Origin of the sequence: Exiguobacterium sp. OS-77 (genome assembly GCF_000414195.2) — a bacterium.
Classification (GTDB): Bacteria; Bacillota; Bacilli; order Exiguobacteriales; family Exiguobacteriaceae; genus Exiguobacterium_A; species Exiguobacterium_A indicum.
In genome coordinates this window covers 2,201,425-2,221,740 of record NZ_DF239008.1, presented here as the reverse complement: position 1 = coordinate 2,221,740, position 20,316 = coordinate 2,201,425, and the positions used below count along the sequence as shown (strand labels likewise).

The 20,316-nt window shown below is 50.0% G+C and carries 18 protein-coding genes and 2 other annotated features; of the genes, 13 read left to right on the top strand and 5 right to left on the bottom strand.

Annotated elements, in window-relative coordinates; all coding sequences use genetic code 11:
* Nucleotides 1-5: 5 nt before the first annotated feature.
* The 13 genes from EXG77_RS11455 to trpA all read left to right on the top strand — a co-directional run bounded on the left by EXG77_RS11455 (nt 6) and on the right by trpA (nt 13,875).
* Nucleotides 6-1,130, top strand: coding sequence for a Glu/Leu/Phe/Val dehydrogenase (locus EXG77_RS11455; RefSeq protein ID WP_023467593.1), 1,125 nt, complete (start codon nt 6-8; stop codon nt 1,128-1,130).
* Between the two features lie 16 nt (nt 1,131-1,146).
* Entirely contained in the window at nt 1,147-2,250 is a 1,104-nt protein-coding gene (gene buk, locus EXG77_RS11450) for a butyrate kinase (protein WP_035398288.1), read from the top strand.
* A complete protein-coding gene (gene lpdA, locus EXG77_RS11445) occupies nt 2,220-3,641 on the top strand; it encodes a dihydrolipoyl dehydrogenase (RefSeq protein ID WP_023467594.1) in 1,422 nt (473 codons plus the stop codon). The genes buk and lpdA overlap by 31 nt, the downstream gene beginning before the upstream one ends.
* 13 nt (nt 3,642-3,654) lie before the next feature.
* Entirely contained in the window at nt 3,655-4,668 is a 1,014-nt protein-coding gene (locus tag EXG77_RS11440) for a thiamine pyrophosphate-dependent dehydrogenase E1 component subunit alpha (protein WP_035398286.1), read from the top strand.
* Nucleotides 4,665-5,648 (top strand): alpha-ketoacid dehydrogenase subunit beta, encoded by a 984-nt coding sequence (locus EXG77_RS11435; protein ID WP_023467596.1) that lies wholly within the window; start codon nt 4,665-4,667, stop codon nt 5,646-5,648. The genes EXG77_RS11440 and EXG77_RS11435 overlap by 4 nt, the downstream gene beginning before the upstream one ends.
* Nucleotides 5,649-5,662: 14 nt before the next feature.
* The gene (locus tag EXG77_RS11430) at nt 5,663-6,931 is read left to right on the top strand and encodes a dihydrolipoamide acetyltransferase family protein (protein ID WP_035398284.1); all 1,269 of its coding nucleotides are present in this window, start codon (nt 5,663-5,665) and stop codon (nt 6,929-6,931) included.
* A gap of 56 nt (nt 6,932-6,987) precedes the next feature.
* Nucleotides 6,988-7,239, top strand: a binding site (T-box leader).
* A 48-nt stretch (nt 7,240-7,287) separates the two neighbouring features.
* Nucleotides 7,288-7,537, top strand: a binding site (T-box leader).
* 52 nt (nt 7,538-7,589) lie between these two features.
* Nucleotides 7,590-8,984 (top strand): anthranilate synthase component I, encoded by a 1,395-nt coding sequence (trpE, locus tag EXG77_RS11420; protein ID WP_035398281.1) that lies wholly within the window; start codon nt 7,590-7,592, stop codon nt 8,982-8,984.
* The gene (locus EXG77_RS16560) at nt 8,981-9,547 is read left to right on the top strand and encodes an aminodeoxychorismate/anthranilate synthase component II (protein WP_035398279.1); all 567 of its coding nucleotides are present in this window, start codon (nt 8,981-8,983) and stop codon (nt 9,545-9,547) included. The genes trpE and EXG77_RS16560 overlap by 4 nt, the downstream gene beginning before the upstream one ends.
* A 6-nt stretch (nt 9,548-9,553) precedes the next feature.
* A complete protein-coding gene (trpD, locus tag EXG77_RS16555; protein WP_035398277.1) occupies nt 9,554-10,570 on the top strand; it encodes an anthranilate phosphoribosyltransferase in 1,017 nt (338 codons plus the stop codon).
* Nucleotides 10,567-11,334: an indole-3-glycerol phosphate synthase TrpC gene (trpC, locus tag EXG77_RS11410; RefSeq protein WP_035398275.1), complete on the top strand. Its 768-nt coding sequence runs from the start codon at nt 10,567-10,569 to the stop codon at nt 11,332-11,334. The genes trpD and trpC overlap by 4 nt, the downstream gene beginning before the upstream one ends.
* The gene (locus EXG77_RS11405; protein ID WP_035398273.1) at nt 11,331-11,900 is read left to right on the top strand and encodes a phosphoribosylanthranilate isomerase; all 570 of its coding nucleotides are present in this window, start codon (nt 11,331-11,333) and stop codon (nt 11,898-11,900) included. Before trpC ends, EXG77_RS11405 begins: the two co-directional genes overlap by 4 nt.
* Nucleotides 11,897-13,093 carry a tryptophan synthase subunit beta gene (gene trpB, locus EXG77_RS11400; protein WP_023467602.1) on the top strand — a complete coding sequence of 399 codons (1,197 nt, stop codon included), beginning with the start codon at nt 11,897-11,899 and terminating at the stop codon, nt 13,091-13,093. The genes EXG77_RS11405 and trpB overlap by 4 nt, the downstream gene beginning before the upstream one ends.
* The gene (trpA, locus tag EXG77_RS11395) at nt 13,093-13,875 is read left to right on the top strand and encodes a tryptophan synthase subunit alpha (protein ID WP_035398271.1); all 783 of its coding nucleotides are present in this window, start codon (nt 13,093-13,095) and stop codon (nt 13,873-13,875) included. The genes trpB and trpA overlap by 1 nt, the downstream gene beginning before the upstream one ends.
* 265 nt (nt 13,876-14,140) lie before the next feature.
* On the opposite strand, the gene EXG77_RS11390 is transcribed toward trpA, so the two are convergent.
* From EXG77_RS11390 to EXG77_RS11370, 5 genes are all read right to left on the bottom strand, one after another.
* On the bottom strand, nt 14,141-14,683 hold the full coding sequence (locus EXG77_RS11390) for a GNAT family N-acetyltransferase (protein ID WP_145981740.1): 543 nt from the start codon (nt 14,681-14,683) through the stop codon (nt 14,141-14,143).
* Nucleotides 14,628-16,601 (bottom strand): penicillin-binding transpeptidase domain-containing protein, encoded by a 1,974-nt coding sequence (locus tag EXG77_RS11385; RefSeq protein WP_035398269.1) that lies wholly within the window; start codon nt 16,599-16,601, stop codon nt 14,628-14,630. Before EXG77_RS11385 ends, EXG77_RS11390 begins: the two co-directional genes overlap by 56 nt.
* Before the next feature lie 116 nt (nt 16,602-16,717).
* Complete coding sequence (locus tag EXG77_RS11380; RefSeq protein ID WP_023467606.1) at nt 16,718-17,434, bottom strand: M23 family metallopeptidase; 717 nt, start codon at nt 17,432-17,434, stop codon at nt 16,718-16,720.
* 246 nt (nt 17,435-17,680) lie between these two features.
* Nucleotides 17,681-18,574: a diacylglycerol kinase family protein gene (locus tag EXG77_RS11375; RefSeq protein ID WP_035398267.1), complete on the bottom strand. Its 894-nt coding sequence runs from the start codon at nt 18,572-18,574 to the stop codon at nt 17,681-17,683.
* Nucleotides 18,575-18,711: 137 nt separating this feature from the next.
* Entirely contained in the window at nt 18,712-20,175 is a 1,464-nt protein-coding gene (locus EXG77_RS11370; protein WP_035398264.1) for a sodium:alanine symporter family protein, read from the bottom strand.
* Nucleotides 20,176-20,316: the final 141 nt, after the last annotated feature.

The window sequence follows — 20,316 nt, the reverse complement described above, 5'->3', positions numbered from 1 at the left end:
TTAAAATGGTCGAAACAAACGTAGAATCACGCTTCAGCATCTTTGAAACAATGGAGATGGAAGATTACGAACAAGTCGTATTTTGCCACGATAAAGTATCTGGATTAAAAGCAATCATCGCGATTCATGACACGACACTCGGACCGGCACTCGGTGGACTTCGTATGTGGAACTATGCATCAGACGAAGAAGCATTGATTGATGCGCTCCGTTTATCAAAAGGGATGACGTATAAGAACGCAGCCGCTGGTTTGAACCTCGGTGGTGGTAAAGCTGTCATCATCGGCGATGCGAAGACACAAAAGTCAGAAGCACTCTTCCGGGCATTCGGACGTTACGTCCAGTCACTGAACGGTCGTTACATCACAGCAGAAGATGTCAATACGACGGTTGCAGACATGGATTACATCCATATGGAGACAGATTTCGTCACAGGTGTCAGCCCAGCATTCGGATCAAGTGGTAACCCATCACCGGTTACGGCATACGGTGTCTACCGTGGGATGAAAGCAGCGGCAAAAGAAGTGTACGGAACAGATTCACTTGGTGGAAAAACGATTGCGATCCAAGGTGTCGGTAACGTTGCCTTCAATCTGTGCCGTCACTTGCATGAAGAAGGGGCGAAGCTGATCGTCACGGACATCAACCAAGAAGCACTTCAACGTGCAGAAGAAGCATTTGGTGCCTTGATCGTCGCACCAGAAGACATCTATAGCGTCGAAGCGGATATCTTTGCGCCATGTGCCCTCGGTGCGACATTAAACGACGAGACGATTCCACAATTGAAAGTCAAGATCATCGCCGGTGCGGCAAATAACCAACTCAAAGAAGACCGTCATGGTGACATGCTCGAAGAACGCGATATCTTATACGTACCCGACTTCGTCATCAATGCGGGTGGTGTCATCAACGTTGCCGATGAACTCGACGGATACAACCGTGATCGTGCCATGAAAAAAGTTGAACTCGTCTACGATGCGGTCACGAAAGTATTTGAAATCGCAAAACGCGATCATTTACCGACATACCGTGCGGCTGAGAAAATGGCAGAAGAGCGTATCGCAACGATGCGCAGTGCCCGCAGCCAATTCTTGCGTCGTGATAAAAACATTCTAGGATCACGTGGCTGATCAGAGGAGGATATCCATGAGCGAACGTATTTTAACGATTAATCCCGGTTCGACGTCGACGAAGATCGGTATCTTCGAAGGGGCGAACCAGGTGTTCACGAAGACGTTACGCCATCCAGCGGAAGCGGTCGGAGGACCGCTTCCAGCGCAGCTGGAGATGCGTCGTCATGTATTACTCGAAGTATTGGCTGAAGAGCAGATTGATTTGAAAGCGCTTACCGCAGTCGTGGGTCGCGGAGGACTACTCCGACCGCTCGTCAGTGGTACGTATGCCGTCAATCGAGAAATGCGAGAAGACTTACTCAGCGGTATTTTTGGCGTCCATGCATCGAACCTCGGCGGACTCCTCGCGGATGAGATTGCTCGGACACTCGATATCCCATCGTTCATCGTTGATCCAGTCGTCGTTGACGAACTTGAGCCGATTGCGCGAATTACAGGCTTACCTGAACTTGAACGAAAGAGTATTTTCCATGCCTTGAATCAAAAAGCTGTCGCGAAGCGGTACGCAAAGGAAATCGGACGTCCATATGAGGAACTACGTCTGATCATCGCACACATGGGCGGCGGCATTACGGTCGGTGCGCACCAAGAGGGGCGTGTCATCGATGTCAACAACGGACTCGATGGAGAAGGACCGTTTTCGCCAGAACGAAGCGGATCTCTACCTGTTGGTCAACTAGTAGAACTATGTTATAGTACCAAGTATAAACTTGAAGAGATGAAGCGTCTGGTCGTTGGGTCAGGCGGACTTGTCGCGCACTTGGGTACGTTTGACGCGATCGAGATCGAGCGCCGGATTGAGGAAGGCGACGAAAAAGCGGCATTGTTATATGACGCGATGGCGTACCGGATCGCAAAAGAGATCGCTGGTCAAAGTGCCGTCTTGTTCGGTCAGATCGACGCGATCATTCTAACAGGCGGACTTGCCTATAGTGATCGGTTGACGCGTGCGATCGAAGAACGTGTCGCCCACCTCGGTCAAGTCGTACGTAGTCCTGGTGAAGATGAGTTGCAGGCGCTCGCAGAAGGAGTGTTGCGTGTCTTACGTGGAGAAGAGGAAGTCAAGGAATATGGAGGCGAACCAACATGGCTAGAGAATTCGACGTCGTTGTCCTAGGTGGTGGACCCGGTGGATATGTCGCCGCGATCCGTGCGGCACAAGCTGGGAAGTCGGTAGCAATCGTAGAACAAGGAAAATTAGGCGGGACATGCTTACATCGTGGCTGTATACCATCTAAAGCCTTTTTGAAATCAGCAGCAGTCTATCAGACGGTCAAGCACGCTGCTACATATGGCGTGGACGTACCGGAATCGTTTTTACGATTCGAACAGGTCAAACAACGCAAACAAGAGATCGTAGATGGATTAGAAGCAGGCATTCAGCACCTGATGAAAAAAGGAAAGATTGAAGTCTTTCACGGTCGTGGTTCGATTCTTGGACCAAGTATCTTTTCACCGATGCCGGGAACAATCAGCGTCGAGCCGGAAGAAGGCGAAGGCGAATTGATCCTTCCGCGTCAATTGATCGTCGCGACAGGGTCGCGTCCACGTCCATTGAACGGACTTGCTTTTGATTCAGAGTATGTCCTCAGCTCGGATGATGCGCTCGATATGGCAGATTTGCCAAAATCGATCGTCATCATCGGTGGTGGTGTCATCGGTGTTGAATGGGCATCGATGTTGACGGATTTTGACGTCGCAGTAACGGTCGTCGAATTCAGCGACCGGATTTTACCGACGGAAGATGCGGCAGTCAGTCGTGAAGTCGCTCGTCAATTGAAAAAGCGGGGCGTCAAGATTCATACCGGTGCAGCTGCACAAAGTGACACGTTCCGGATGTCAGAAGACGGTGTCTCGATCGCGATCGACCGTAACGGAGAACAGACGACGCTTGAAGCGGATAAATTGCTAGTCGCCATCGGTCGAATGGCGAACGTCGAAGGCATCGGGATTGAAAACACGAATATCGTCGTCGAAAATGGCTTCATTCAAGTCGATGACCATTTCCGGACGAAGGATCAACATATCTATGCGATCGGGGATGTGATCGGTCGCTTACAACTGGCGCACGTTGCGTCAGCAGAAGGTGTCAAAGCGGTCGAGGCGATCGTCCACGGAACGACGACACCACTTGAATATGCGTTCGTACCACGTTGTATCTACAGCGTACCGGAAGCGGCATCGGTCGGTTTAACGGAAGACGAAGCAAAACGTGCCGGAATGGACGTCAAGGTAGGGAGCTTCTCGTTCAATGGATTAGGGAAAGCGCGGATCGAAGGAGAGGCGGCAGGCTTCATCAAGCTCGTCTCGGATGCGAAGACAGATGATCTCGTCGGCGTTCACATCGTCGGACCAAAAGCAACGGAACTGATCAGTGAAGGTGGATTAGCGCTCGTACTCAATGCAACGGCATGGGAAGTCGGACAGCTCGTGCATCCGCACCCGGCCTTGTCAGAAGCATTCGGAGAAGCAGCACTTGCCGTCGACGGACTCGCGGTTCACGCCTAAGGAGGAATTACGGATGGAAAAGATAGAATTCAAAGAATTGGTAGAACTCGGATTAACGGAACAGGACGCGATTCACATGTTCGAAACGATGGTCCGTGCGCGGAAGATTGACGAACGGATGTGGAAGTTGAACCGAGCGGGTAAAATTCCCTTCCTTGTCTCATGTCAAGGACAAGAAGCGGCTCAAGTCGGTGCAGCGTTCGCCCTTGAAAAAGGAACGGACTACATTTTGCCGTATTACCGGGACTTAGGTGTTGTCTTACACTTCGGTCAAACGTCACGCGATATCATGCTGTCGGCATTCGCAAAAGCAGAAGATCCGAACTCAGGTGGTCGTCAAATGCCAGGACACTATGGTTCACGTGCCTTGAATATCGTCACGGGTTCAAGTCCAGTTACGACTCAAGTCCCACATGCCGTTGGGATCGCACTTGCTGCGAAGATGCGTAAGGAACCACTCGTTGCTTACGTCTCTTTCGGAGAGGGCTCTTCAAACCAAGGAGACTTCCACGAAGGGGCGAACTTCGCCGGAATTCACAAGCTTCCTGTCATCTTGTTCTGTGAAAACAATAAATACGCGATCTCGACACCACTTTCGAAACAGTTGTCGGCTAAACACGTCGCTGACCGGGCGATCGGCTATGGTATGCCAGGCTATACGGTGGACGGCATTGACCCACTCGCTGTCTACAAGGTCGTCAAGGAAGCGCGTGAGCGCGGATTACGGGGAGAAGGTCCGACCTTGATCGAAGTTGAAGTCGAACGCCTCGTGCCACACTCATCCGATGATGACGATAAATCGTACCGTTCTGCTGAAGAACTCGATGCCTTAAAAGCACGTGACGGGATCAAACTCTTCCGTGCGCGTCTGATCGAAATGGGCGTCCTGACGGAAGAATCAGCGACTGAAATCGAACAAGCGATGGAGAAAGAAGTCGACGAAGCAACGGCTTATGCGGAAGCAGCAGCTTACGATGCGCCAGAAAATGCATTACGTTACGTGTACGACGAGGAGGAAACGAAATGACGACGTTAAGTTTAATCGAAGCAATCAATAGTGCAATCAAAGAAGAGATGGAACGCGACGAGTCCGTCTTCATCCTCGGCGAAGACGTCGGTGTCCGTGGTGGTGTTTTCCGGGCGACCCAAGGATTGCTCGAACAATTCGGAGAAGAGCGTGTCATCGATGCACCGCTCGCTGAGAGTGCGATTGCTGGTGTCGGAATCGGAGCTGCGATGTACGGCATGCGCCCGATTGCTGAAATGCAATTCGCTGACTTCATCATGCCAGCGGTCAACCAAATCGTCAGTGAAGCAGCGAAGATTCGGTACCGTTCGAACAATGATTGGACGTGTCCGATCGTTATCCGCGCACCGTTCGGCGGCGGAATTCACGGAGCACTTTACCATTCTCAGTCGGTCGAGGCGATGTTCAACTCGACGCCTGGTCTGAAGATCGTCATCCCGTCTAATCCATATGACGCAAAAGGATTGCTAAAGGCAGCGATTCGTTCGAATGATCCGGTCTTGTTCTTTGAGCATAAACGTGGTTATCGCCTATTGAAAGGCGATGTTCCGGAAGGCGATTATACCGTTGAAATCGGTAAAGCAGACGTAAAACGTGAGGGAGAAGATGTCACAATCATCACCTACGGTCTGTGTGTCCATATGGCACTCGAAGCGGCAACGCGCCTTGAAAAAGACGGGATTGATGTCCACATCCTTGATTTACGGACTGTTTATCCGATCGACCGCGAAGCAGTCGTCGAAGCGGCGAAAAAGACGGGGAAAGTCTTGCTCGTTACGGAAGATAATAAAGAAGGTAGCGTCATGAGTGAAGTGTCGGCAATCATTGCAGAAGAAGCATTGTTTGATCTCGATGCACCAATCGAACGACTCTGTGGTCCAGACGTACCAGCCATGCCATACGCTCCGACAATGGAGAAGTTCTTCAACATCTCTAGTGAGAAAATCGAAGATAAAATCCGGACGTTGCACGCATACTAAGGGGGAACTGATCGATGAAGACTGAAACACTTACGATGCCACAACTCGGAGAAAGCGTCACAGAAGGGACGATTTCGATGTGGCTCGTCAAACCGGGCGATACTGTCAAAAAATACGATCCGATTGCAGAAGTCATTACCGATAAGGTAACGGCAGAAGTCCCATCTTCATTTGATGGTGTGATTGAAAAACTGCTTGCAGAAGAAGGGGATACGTTGCAAGTCGGTGACGCGATTGTCACGATGCAAGTCAGTGGTGGGTCAACGGAAGTCGCTGCGACCGAACAAGAAGTACCGGCTGTCGAAGAAACGACGTCGTCTGATACATCGATGAAAAAACGCTATTCACCAGCTGTCTTGAAACTATCGGGAGAACACGGCATTGATCTCGAACAAGTGACGGGTACTGGAGCTGGCGGACGGATTACACGGAAAGACCTCTTGAAACTGATCGAGTCTGGATCGATCCCGACACCACAAGCAACGGAACCAAAACCGGAAGCGCAAGCGGCTCCGGTAGCGCCTCCGGCAGAAGCACCACCTGCACCAAAACGTCCGGTCAGTGCACCACAACCGACGGAAACGGGCGACATCGAGATTCCGACTGCCGGTGTGCGTCAAGCGATCGCTTCGAACATGGTACGTGCGAAACACGAAGCGCCACATGCCTGGTTGATGATCGAAGTCGATGTCACGAACTTGGTCGAAGCACGTAATCGTCATAAAGATGCGTTCTTCAAACAAGAAGGGGTCAAATTGACGTTCTTGCCGTTCTTCATGAAGGCGACGGTCGAAGGATTGAAGAAACATCCGATCATGAACTCGACATGGGCGGGAGATAAGATCATTCAAAAGAAAGCGATCAACCTATCACTTGCTGTCGCGACGCAAGACGCTCTGTTCGTACCGGTCGTCAAGAATGCGGATGAACTAAGCATCAAAGGTATCGCACGCGCGATCGATGACTTCGGGAAACGCGCACAAGCAGGTACGTTGTCGTCTGCTGAGATGCAGGGCGGGACGTTTACGGTCAACAACACAGGATCGTTCGGTTCGATTCAATCGGCACCGATCCTCAACTTCCCGCAAGCGGCAATTCTATCCGTTGAATCGATCGTCAAACGTCCGGTTTGGGTGAACGGTATGTTCGCAGCACGCGACATGGTCAACCTCTGTATGTCGATCGACCACCGGGTACTCGATGGACTCGTTGCCGGACAGTTCCTGCAAACCGTCAAACAAGCGCTCGAATCGATTGATCCGAACCAACTTTCCCTATATTGAGTTTTTCCAGTTGACAGGGAAGAAGAAGCATCGTAATATAAGAATCAATTCAACACACGATAGCAAAGACGAAGAGAAGTAACTTGTGAAACGATTCAAGAGAGCTGATGGGTGGTGCGAATCAGTATCGGGCAACAAGCGAATGGCCTTCTGAGCTTCAGACCGAATCCCTTCAATGGGTAGTAGGCTCTGACGGGTTCCTCCCGTTATCGGGGTCGACGAATCAGGACAACGGTCCGGTTCGTTTCAAAGGGGACGGTGTCAGCATCGTCAACGAAGGTGGTACCGCGGGTCTTCCCGTCCTTCATGTTCTACATGAATGGGCGAGAAGACCCTTTTCGTATACAATCGAATCAAACAAATCGTAGAGTGAGTTAAGTAGCGAGACAACATCGGCGTTTCAGAGAGCGGGAGAATGGTGTGACTTCCGTACGGCGAGGTTTCGTGAATGGTCTCATGAGAGCGTGGCTGAACGAAGAAGTAGGTCGCGACGGATGCCCCCGTTATCGTAGGCTATGATGTCTCTTATTAAGACGCATCAGACAAAGTGGGAACGGTCAAACCGTTCCAATCGAGAGGTGGCACCGCGAGATAATCGTCCTCCATGCAGCATACGCTGTATGGGGGACTTTTTTTATATTCCAGGAGGCGAACAGGGATGGTTCAGACAGACACACTTATCATCGAACAACTTGAACTAAACGGCGACGAGATGACGCCGATCATGATTTTCCAACAACTGAGCGGAACACAGAAATGTTTACTTGAAAGTTCTGCGCATACGGATCAAGGACGGTATTCGATCATCGGTGTCGATCCGGTGGAGATGATTCGGGCAGAGGGACGGACCGTGACACGGGAACAGTTGACGACAGGTCAATTGACGCAGGAAACGGGTGATCCAGTACGACTGATGCAACAGATGATCCTTCGGGGTGGCGTCGAAGAAGAACTTCCGTTTTTAGCGGGTGGGATCGGATATGTCGGTTACGACATGATGCGCGCCTATGAGACGCTCGGAGCGGTTCCTGAGCGAACGCGACAATTACCAGACGCGTTACTCGCCGTATACGACCAAATCATCCTGTTCGATCATCTCGAGCATCGTGTTCATTTGATTCAGACGTCGCTCGGTGGCATCACTGATCGTGACGTCTTACGTCAACGTCTAGCAGAACGGAAAGCGCAACTTGAGCAACCACGGGAGCGAACGGACATCGAGCGTCCACTCCGGGATGTCGTCTATGAACCATTAATGGATCAAGAGACGTTTGAAGGACTCGTCGAACAAGCGAAGAGACACATCCGCCAAGGCGACGTCTTCCAACTGGTTCTCTCGCAACGACTTGATGCGACGTTCTCAGGTGATCCGTTCCAATTTTATCGGAAGCTCCGCAAGGACAATCCGAGCCCTTATCTCTTCTATATCGACTTAGGCGAAGCAATCGTACTCGGGGCCTCCCCGGAAAGTTTGGTCCAAGTCAAAGGGAATCGCGTGACGACGAATCCGATTGCCGGCACCCGGCGCCGGGGGAAGACGAAAGAGGAAGATGGACGGTTAGCAGAAGAGTTGCTGCACGACGAGAAGGAACGAGCGGAACATCGAATGCTTGTCGATCTTGGACGCAACGACTTAGGACGGATTTGCCAAATTGGTACCGTCGAGGTGACGCGATTCATGCAAATCGAACGATTCAAGAACGTTATGCATCTCGTCTCGGTCGTTGAAGGTACGTTAGCAGACGGGAAGACTGGAGCAGACGCACTCGTCTCTTGTCTACCGGCAGGGACGGTCACGGGAGCTCCGAAAATCCGAGCGATGCAGTTGATCGACCAGTACGAGCAGGTGAAACGAGAAGTATATGCCGGGGCGGTCGGCTATTTCGATGTTCGGGGGAATATGGATTTTGCCCTCGCTATCCGGACGATGGTGATCAAGGATGGTGTCGCTTCTGTTCAAGCAGGAGCTGGCATCGTCTACGACTCGATTCCACGCCTCGAGTACCAGGAGACGTTACACAAAGCGAAATCACTACTGGAGGTTTGGAAATGATCGTCCTAATTGATAATTATGATTCTTTTACCTATAACCTATACCAATACGCATCCGTTTATACGGACGTTCACGTCATTCGAAACGATGCGGTCAGCATCGAAGAACTACGCGAGATGAAACCAGACGGTATCATCCTTTCACCCGGTCCCGGTCGCCCGGCTGACGCTGGCATCTGCATCGATCTCATTCGTCAATTATCGGGTCAAGTACCAATTCTCGGTGTCTGTCTCGGACATCAGGCAATCGGCGAAGCATTCGGAGGACGCGTCGTCGAAGCACCGGTCATCATGCACGGAAAGACATCGATGATCCGACAATCGGGACAACTCTTCGACGACATGACGGAAACGTTAGAGGTCATGCGCTATCATTCGCTGATCGTCGCTCGCAACGACTTACCGACGGAGCTCGTCATCACAGCAGAAACGGATGACCGGACGATCATGGCACTCGAGCACCGGACGCATCCGACCTTCGGAATCCAGTTCCATCCTGAATCTGTCGGAACACCACAAGGACAGCAGATGATTAAACGATTCATTGAATTGACAAAGGAGTGACGAACGATGAAAGAGACGTTATTGAAATTAGCAGAAGCAAAACATTTACGATATGAAGAAATGCAACAGGCAGCACGCGAACTGTTTGCGGAAGACGTGACCGATAGCGAAATTGCCGCTTTTCTCGTCGCATTGAAAGCAAAAGGGGAGACTGCAGAAGAATTAGCCGGTCTTGCTTCGATCATGCGCGAGGTCGCCCTCGACATTCCGGTCACCGGCGATTTCATGGATAACTGCGGCACTGGAGGCGACGGCTCACAATCGTTCAACATCAGTACGACAGCTGCCTTCGTTCTGGCAGGTGCCGGCATGAAAGTCGCGAAGCACGGGAATCGGAGTGTCTCGAGTAAAACGGGCAGCGCTGATGTGCTCGAAGCACTCGGGGTTTCGCTCGATGCGACACCGGAACGTTTAGCAGAACAGCTCGAGTCGAACGGAATCGCCTTCTTGTTTGCGCAAAGGATGCACCCACGCGTCAAGCAAATCATGAAGGTCCGACGCGATCTGCGGATTCCAACGATCTTTAACTTGATCGGGCCGTTGACGAATCCGGTCCCGCTCAAGACACAACTATTAGGAATTTACCGGGAGGATATGCTCGAGACGATGGCGTTGACATTGCATCGACTCGGGCGGAAGCGAGCAATCGTCTTACATGGTGCGAATGGAATGGATGAAGCATCCCTTGCCGGAACGAACCAACTCGTCTTACTCGACGAAGGTGAGCTGATTCGCTTCAGTCTTCACCCGGAGGAAGTCGGACTGAAGACCGCACCGCTTGAAGCAATTCGCGGAGGTAGTGCACAAGAGAATGCGGCGATTTTACTCCGTGTTCTTGGTGGAGAGCATGGTGCTTATCGCGACACGGTTCTACTCAATGCGGGAATTGCTCTCTTTGCAGCAAATCGAGCGAAGACGATCGAAGAAGGAATCGCCTTAGCAGCAGATAGCATCGACTCAGGACGGGCGATGGAACGATTGAACCAATTACGACAAATGACACGGGAGGAAGCAATCGGATGAATATCTTAGATCGCATCATCGAAACGAAACGAGCGGAAGTCCTGCAATTAAAATTAAACGGGGTCGAACGGATCAGTCGGGAGGCATTGAAGCCGTCGATTAAGCAACGACTAGCGGGAGCGGATTTATCCGTCATCGCGGAAATCAAACGAGCGTCGCCATCAAAAGGGGCAATCGCACTCGACGTCGATGTCGTCGCTCAGGCAAAACAATATGAAGCGAGTGGGGCGACCGTCATCTCCGTCTTGACGGACGAGACGTACTTCAAAGGGTCGATGGACGATTTAGCGGCAGTCGCTGCAGCAGTCGACATCCCGGTGCTTTGTAAGGACTTCATGATTGATCGGATTCAAATCGACCGGGCAAAAGCACATGGGGCACGGTTGATTCTCTTAATTGTCGCCGCTCTCGAGCAGGAGACGCTTGCTGACTTGTATGCGTATGCTTACGCAGAAGGACTTGAGGTCTTGGTCGAAGTCCATGACGAAGAGGAGTTACGCCGAGCAGAGGCGATTGGTGCGCAAATCATTGGCATCAACAACCGGAACTTGAAAAAGTTCGAAGTTGATTTACAGATATCGGTTGGATTACTCGAACAAAAACAACCGGACGTCCGGTATATCAGTGAGAGTGGCATCAAGACGGTCGAGGAAGCACAGCGATTACACGCTGCCGGTGCAGACGGGATCCTCGTCGGCGAGACGTTGATGCGGGCAGACGATCCGCAAGTCTTCATCCGAGAAGTGAGTGGCGTTCGCGTATGACACGGATTAAGTTCTGTGGTCTCCGGGAAAGAGAACATGTCGAAGCGGCAGTTCGCTTAGCGGACTACATCGGCTTTATCTTTGCTAAAAGTAAACGACAGGTCACGCTGGAAGAGGCGGCTCGTCTCAGACGCGACATTCCAAAAACGGTCCAAGTCGTCGGTGTCTTCGTCTCCCCGACTTACCAGCAGGTGACCGACGCGGTCGAACAAGTCGCGCTAGATCTCGTCCAAATTCATGGTGTCATTCCGGACGGAGAGTTACCAGTTCCCGTCATTCAAGCGATTCCGGTGACGGACATCGGACAAGTAGAGCAACAGACGGATTATTTGCTCGTTGACGCACCGGTTGCTGGAAGTGGCGAGACATTCGACTGGTCACGAGACATTCAAGCCGATCGACCACTGTTCATTGCCGGTGGCTTGACAGCAGGAAACGTCGGAGAAGCAATCAAACGATATCACCCGTTCGCCGTCGATGTCTCAAGTGGCATCGAGACGGATGGACGGAAAGATCCCATCAAAATGCAGGCATTCGCAGATGCCGTAAAGGAGAGAGAAGTATGAGCTACGCACAACCAGATACACTCGGACAATACGGTAAATACGGAGGACGCTACATCCCGGAAACATTGATGCACGCGGTGATCGAACTCGAAGAAGCTTACGCAACGGTAAAAGAAGATCCAGCGTTTCAAGCGCGAATGGACGAGTTATTGAAAGAATACGTCGGACGTGAAACACCACTTTATTTTGCCGAACATTTGACGCAAACGATCGGTGGCGCAAAGATCTACTTGAAACGAGAAGACTTGAACCATACTGGTGCCCATAAAATCAACAATACGATCGGTCAAGCGTTATTGGCTGAACGGATGGGGAAACGAAAAATCGTTGCTGAGACAGGGGCAGGACAACACGGTGTCGCGACTGCGACGGTCTGTGCCTTACTCGATCTCGAGTGTGTCATCTTCATGGGAGAAGAGGACGTCCGTCGTCAAGAGTTGAACGTCTTCCGGATGGAGTTACTTGGAGCAACCGTCATCCCGGTCACACAAGGCAGTCGGACACTTAAAGATGCCGTCAATGAAGCACTTCGTTACTGGGTCAAACATGTCGAAGACACGCATTACTTGATGGGTTCTGTTCTCGGACCCCACCCATTCCCGCAACTCGTCCGTGATTTCCAAGCGGTCATCGGAAAAGAGACACGACGCCAAATCATCGAAAAAGAGGGGCGTCTGCCAGAGGCAATCGTCGCTTGTGTCGGCGGTGGTAGTAACGCAATCGGGATGTTCCATCCGTTCATCGATGATACAGATGTAAAATTATACGGGATCGAAGCAGCGGGAAGCGGAATCGACACAGAGAAACACGCAGCGACGATGACAAAAGGAGAGGTCGGTGTCTTGCATGGCTCGATGATGTATCTCTTACAGGATGCACACGGTCAAGTACAAGAAGCGCACTCGATCTCAGCTGGACTCGATTACCCGGGTGTCGGTCCGGAGCATAGCTTGCTAAAAGATATCGGTCGCGTCCAATATGAAGCGGTGACCGATGAACAAGCACTCGAAGCACTCCAGTTGTTGAGCCGCAAGGAGGGAATCATCCCGGCACTTGAGTCGGCACACGCGATTGCCTACGCGACTCAACTCGCGGCAGAGATGGACAAGGAAGAGATTCTCGTCATCTGCTTATCAGGACGGGGCGATAAAGACGTCGTCACTGTCAGAAACGCACTAAAGGGGGAAGCGTGATGCGATTAGAAACAGCCATTCGTACCGTTACGAGCAAAGGGGAGAAAGCCTTCATTCCGTACGTCATGGGGGGAGACGGAGGGATTGATCAACTCCCGGAAATCCTGTCGTTTCTCGCTGAATCCGGAGCGACAGCGATTGAAGTCGGTGTTCCGTTTTCGGATCCTGTCGCTGACGGTCCAGTCATTCAAGAAGCGGGACTCCGGGCGCTAGAAGCGAACGTTGGACTGAAGGATGTCCTCGAGGCAGTTCGCGTTGCTCGTCAGACCGTCGATGTTCCTGTCGTCTTGATGACGTACTTAAATCCGATTTTCCGCTACGGATTAACGGCGTTTCTAGCGACATGTCGCAAAGTCGGGGTCGACGGACTGATCATTCCTGATTTGCCGCTTGAGCAGAGCGAACAGTTCTTCGAACAAGAGGATAAGTCGGACATCGCGCTCGTCCAGCTCGTCTCCTTGACGAGTCCGATGGAGCGGATCCAAAAGATTGCCGATAAAAGTGAAGGATTCCTCTATGCGGTCACGGTCAACGGAACGACAGGCGGACAGACGACGTTTGATACGACGCTTGAAGACCACTTAGCGAACGTCGCAGCAAATAGTCCAGTACCAGTCCTTGCCGGGTTCGGGATTAGTACACCGGAACATGTCAAACAATTGAGCCGCCCAGTCTCGGGGGTCATCGTCGGTAGTAAAATCGTCGACTTACTCCATCAGAACGATCGAGAAACAATTCAACAGTTGATGGCAGCACGTCTTGCGGCGACGCCGTCGCATTAATAAAAAGGGACTGACTCAAAAGACAGTCTATACAAAGATAAGGGTGGCAGAATGATGATCTGCCACCCTTATCTCGTAACAAAAAGAATGACGCGTCACACACCACTCTTACAGGAACAGGCGCATTTATGCGCTGTCAGAGACGAACAAGACCCGCTTTTCTGCTTGAATGAAGCAGGAAAGATGGCTTGGTGTCTCGCCTGAGGAAAAGGCGTGAAAAGACGCGTCATTCTTTTTTTGAGTCAGCTTCTTTTTCGTATAGATGTCACTGTTGAACGAGCGACTTCTGCAAGCTCGTATACAGTGGTTCGAATCCGAGTTCCTCATAAAATGTGGCGGCATGATCGTTGACCGCCCAGACGTTTAAGCGAACCGCAGCAACACCTCGCTCGAGCGCGAGTTCTTCTGCCGCCTGCATTAACTGGCGACCAATTCCGGATGAACGATGGGAAGCGTTGACACCGACGTCAGTGATGTTCAAGATCCGGACAGGCGTGAATCGATTGGCTGCTGGCGCTGTCCACTTACCAAATAAGTAACCGGTGATGTCGTCTCCGTTGAGTGCCGTCAGACAGAGGTGTTGTTCTGCTTCCACCATCTGACTTAAAGACTCCAGCGTGTACGGTGTCGTTACATCTGGATGAAAATGAGACGATAACCGCTTATGATGCTCGAACGTCTCTGCCGTCAAAGAAAGCAGGACAGGGAGGTCTGAAGTACGGCTCGTGCGGATCATCAAGTAATCACTCCGATCATCGATTTTGTTTGAGTACTTCGGCGACGAGTCCCGATACATACGGACTGCCACGATCTTCTTTTTCGACCGATTCGATCATGATGGCAACGAGAAGATCTTTTTTGTCGTTGTCGTAACCGACAAAGAAGCCATTCTCTTTTCCATCGGTTTCGCCTGCCTTTTTCAATTCTGCCGTACCGGTCTTACCGGCAACATCGACTTCCTTGATATCGGCCGGGAGCGTATAACCGTTATGGACGACGTCATAAAGATCATCGCGAATCATCTTCGCGTCTTTTGCATCCAGCAGATCCTTTTTAAAGACTTGCTTCGTTTTTTCCTCTTGTAAAAGGGTCGGACGATAGATTGTTCCGTCAGTCAGGAAAATTTCATACATCGACGCTAGATGTAGAATGTTCGTCAGCATCTGTCCTTGTCCGTAGGACGTATCCATCAGCTGTCCATCTGAAGCAATCGTCCCGTCGTTTGAGATTTGAGAAGCGCGTAACGGATACGCAAACGGTAGCTTCTCTCCGTAGCCGAGGGCTTCAAGTCCAGACGTGAACGCCTTCGTTCCGACCTGTTCGAGTGTGGAGCGGGCGAAATAGATGTTGTCTGAATAAACGAGCGCATTGTGCAGATTAACGGGTGCTGGCGTCTCGTGAATCCGCGTGACGTTAAAACCATCGATCTTATTTTTCAGTCCATTGATTGTATAGGCTTTTTCCGGGTCGAGTGTTCCACTCTTTAAACCAACCGCGGCCGTTAGGGGTTTTTGAGTCGAACCGGGTGCGAAAGCACTCGTGAATCGGTTCAACAATGGTTGATCCGGATCCTGCGTCAATTCATCGAGTCGCGCTTGCGAGATCCCTGACATGAATTCAGAAGGATCAAAGCCAGGGGAGCTGAGTAAGACACGTGTCTCACCAGTCCGCGGATCGATTGCCGATGCCGTTCCTGGATCTTCTTTCATCGTGTCATACGTCTTTTTCTGAAGCGTAGCATCAATCGTCAACGGGATGTCCTCACCATCCGACGGTTTCGTTTCAGCGACGGTGACGCTTGATCCGTCTTTCTTTTGTAGAATGATCGAAGCTCCGGCTTTACCGCGTAAGCGATCATCAAGGACTTGTTCGAGACCCCGTTTCCCAATCTGTTCGCCAGCTTGGATTTTATTTTTTGATTCTTTAATCTCGTCTGCTGTCGCCGAACCGATATAACCGATCAAGTGTGAAGCGGCCTTCCCGAGTGGATATGTTCGGACTTCCGTCTCTTTAACGCTGATACCTGGAATGTCACGCAATTTCGCAACCGTTGCTTCGTCGGTCAGTGTTTTGAGCGGAACGAATTGTCCGTCCTTGACCCAACTTGCTTTTAAGGAATCTTCGACCGATGAGGTCGGGCGATCGAGCAACTCGGCAACTTGTGCGACATCTTTAAGTTGTCCTGCAGTTGCGCCGACAGCATATCCTTTACCAGAGGTCGCGAGCGGTTTATCGTTCGCATCAAGTAAATCACCGCGTTTGCCTTCTACGGTTTGTAACTGAACTTTATCTTCTTTCTTAAAGTCTTTTAGAACAAACGAAGAGTCCCAGTCAATGAACCAGTTTTCCGTTTCTCCTTGTTTCTCGAATGTTAACGGGACTTGTTTATCATAAGCAACGGCTCCTGCAACCGTATCAAAGGAGATTCGTACGGGAAGGGACGCTTTTTCGTCATCCGTTGCTTCCTCTGCTTTTTTTCGCTCGACGGATAACTTTTTGATATCAAGTGTTTTCGACAACTGTTTTGTCCGGTCGATGAATTCTTTTTTACCATATTCTTTTTTAGTAGCCGTACTCGCGTACGTATACATTTTATCGTAATCTTGTTTTTCCCAAAGTTTGATGTAGGCATCAAGACGTTCTTCAGGTGTCGGCTGATCTTGACATCCGGCAAGTAACGTCACACCAAACGTCGCTGATAAAAGAAGAGGGATCGTTCGTTTCATGGGTTTCGCCTCCGTTGTGGATTAGACTCATAATCATACCGTACCACTCCTGTCAGGAGATTTCATCTGAAACACAAAACCGGACTTCTCATGGAGAGAAGTCCGGTGAATCAAGCTTAGTTGAAGTAATTGAGTGGATTGACACTGTTTGCAGCAGACGTTCCGCTGTAGACGTATGGACCACGATGCATTTCGAAGTGGAGATGCGCACCGAATGCGTTACCTGTCGCACCAATCGTACCGATTTTCGATCCTTTAGCAATCGTTTGTCCGACTGAGACAGAGCGACTGTTCAAGTGTGCATATACTGTCGTGTACTGGATACCGTTCACCGTATGTGTCATCATGACATGATTTCCGTATGCGCCGTAATAACGGGATGTGATGACTTTACCGGCAGCCGATGCATAGACAGGTGTGCCTGTTGGAGCACCGATATCGATGCCGTTATGGAACGTATAACCGTAAACGCCACTCGCAGCACCATATCCTTGCGTGATTGGACCACTTGCTGGACGTGAGAAACCAGTCGTTGCTTTTGACGAAGTCGTCGTACTGTACTTTTTAACATATGTAGAAGAAACATAGCGTGATGCGCCGCCGTACGAAATTTTCGTCCATGAACCGGAAACACCGAGATAATTGAATGTCTGTCCTGTATTGACGCTACCGACGATTTTATAAGCCGTTGATGGACCTGTACGGACACGAAGCCCGTCCGCTGTGACCTTTACCTTATATGTCGTTGCAGCTTCAACTTTCGAAGCACTCGTTGTTGCAAAACCTGAAACTACCAAAGCTGTCATTGTCATTGTTGTAAGTAAACGTTTCATTGAGTGTATTTCCTCCTTAAAAATCTGAAGCGACAGAACGGATCATTACAAAATTGTAAGATTTTATGTATATTTATTTATTTTAGGGAATGATTTTTCGCCTGAGATGATTATAGCATCGTCAATAACACAAAAATATTTCAAATGTATTTCAAAATTATGCGTTATTAACATATATTGTAATGGATTAATAAGTAAAAAAGAACTGACGAAGAGTCAGTTCTTTTTTCTATGAAACCTATACTGTTATTCAATGGAAGAGGGTGAAAACACAGTTAAATGTTGCGGGAGTACCTCGACAGTCACGGGAACATGACCTGCTGTATCTCCATCGGCATTAATCGGCAGTTCTTCTTTCGAGCGAATTTCGACACGTGTCGTCGTGAAGTGTTCGATTTGATCGGCTTTTGATAATCCACCCGTGATAAGTTTAGGTAATGCTTGGAGCGCATCAAAGAATCCAAGCTTCGTAATGATGAACCCATGTAGCAGTCCATCATCGACCTTTGCGTCTTCTGCAAAGGATTCGAACCCACCAACGGAATTCGTCAAGGCGATAATCAACAAGTGTGCTTCTCCATCGAATTGTTTCTCAGCAGAATCAATTTCAATCGGATAGGGACTATGATCCTTGAAGGCTTTTAGACCTTCAATGAAATAAGCGACCGATCCGAGTGACGTTTTTTGTTCGACACTGACCTCCTCAACGGCTTCTGCAATCAGACCAACAGCGATGACGTTCATGAAGTAATGGTCATCATATTTACCGATATCGAGCGGTCGGGCAGGGGCATCAGCTAGAATCTGGATCGCCTCTTCGGGATCCGTCGGGATGTGTAATGCGCGCGATAAGTCATTGACCGTTCCGAGTGGGACGATCCCGAGTGTTGGCCGATGCGGTTGCTCGGCGATTCCGGTGATGACTTCATTGACCGTTCCGTCACCTCCCATGGCGATGACAGCGTCGTAATTAGACTGGGCGGCATGACGCGCGAATTCCGTCGCATCGTGTTCTTTTTCCGTAAACCGGACGTCGACGGTTTCAAAGCGAGTAGCAAGCGTCTCTTCAGCGAGCGTCGCGTGTTTTTTTCCGAGTTCTTTTCCAGAAGACGGGTTGATGATCAACATGGCTTGAGACAAGATGAATTCCTCCTTCAGGACAATCTGTTGACTTTTTCCCTGTCCGATGAAAACATAATCCCAATTCTTTTTTACAAATAAAAACACCGAGTAGGCACATGGCTTACTCGGTGTTGAAGTTCGAACTCAGAAGTGATTTATTGTGATGGTGGCACTTCACCAGCCGCAGGACGTGCTTCTTCTTCAACGTCCCAACACTCCGTATTTTCGATCCCGAGTGCTTTTGCTGAGAAGACAGGATCGAGTCCCTGTTTCCGTTGTTCCTGGTAGTCTTTGATGACTTTGAAGGCGATGCCGCTCAAGAGGAGAATCGCCGTCATGTTAATCAATGTCATGCCTGCCATGAAGAGGTCGGCAAAACTCCATACCATACCAAGGCTGAGCACGGATCCGATGAAGACGAAGCCCATTGTCGCAATCCGGAAACCGAAGACAGCTGCTGGACTTTGTTTGATGAACTCGATGTTCGTCTCACCGTAGTAGTAACTACCAACGATCGAACTAAAAGCAAACAAGAAGACACTGAGTGCGATGAATGGTGGAGCAATTGCACCAAATTCCTCGGAGAGCGCGTTTTGCAACATGCCGATTCCTTCGCCATTTCCAGCAGCATAACTATCACTGAGGAGAATGATCGTTGCTGTCGCTGTACAGACGATCAACGTATCGAGGAATACACCGAGTGTTTGCAAGAAACCTTGTTTTGCTGGGTGTGAGACTTCAGCCGCAGCAGCAGCGTTCGGAGCAGACCCCATTCCGGCTTCGTTCGAGAACAATCCGCGTTTGACACCGAGTGAGATCGCAGCACCGACCGAGCCACCGAATGCTTGCTCGATTCCGAAGGCACTTTTAAAGATCATTGCGAATACACCAGGAAGTTCCGTCAGGTTCGTGACGACGACATAAAGAGCAGCAATCAAGTAGAGACCTGCCATGACAGGAACGATGATCGCAGAGAACTTCGCGACACGGTGAACGCCACCAAAGATGACGAGTCCCGTCAAGACGACGAGTGCAGCACCGACGACAGCTGTGTTGATACCGAACGCATTGTCAAAGGCAGCAGCAATCGTATTCGATTGAACGGAGTTGAAGATGAGACCGAACGTCACGGCAATCAAGATTGCAAAGACGATTCCGAGAGCTCGGTTTTTCAAGCCTTTTTCGATGTAGTAGGCAGGACCACCACGGTACGCGTTCGATTTCGTATCGCGCACTTTATAAACTTGAGCAAGTGTACTTTCGATGAGAGCTGTCGCACCACCGAGAAGAGCGACCATCCACATCCAGAAGACGGCACCCGGTCCACCGAGTGTGACGGCAATCGTGACACCGGCAAGGTTACCCGTACCGATCCGTGTCGCAGCACCGATGAAGAATGACTGGAGAGAAGTGATGCTTTCCCCATTATCGTCTGTTGTTTGTTCACTTTTATCGAGCGTGACACGGAACATCTCTTTTAAGTAAGTGAATTGGATGAAGCCAGTTCGGATCGTGAAGTAGATCCCGCCGCCGATCAATACGGCAATTAATACATACGACCATAAAATATTGTTGGCGTAATCGACACTTCCTTGAATGACTTGCTGAATGGCGTTCATGATGATGTATTCCTCCCAAAGAATAATAAAAAGCTATACGCTAAATTATACGAATTTTCTGAAAATAATCAACAACAAAATAAAATAAAATTTTAAAACTTAATAAGGTTAGCTAAAAAATCATATGATGAAATCTTATGA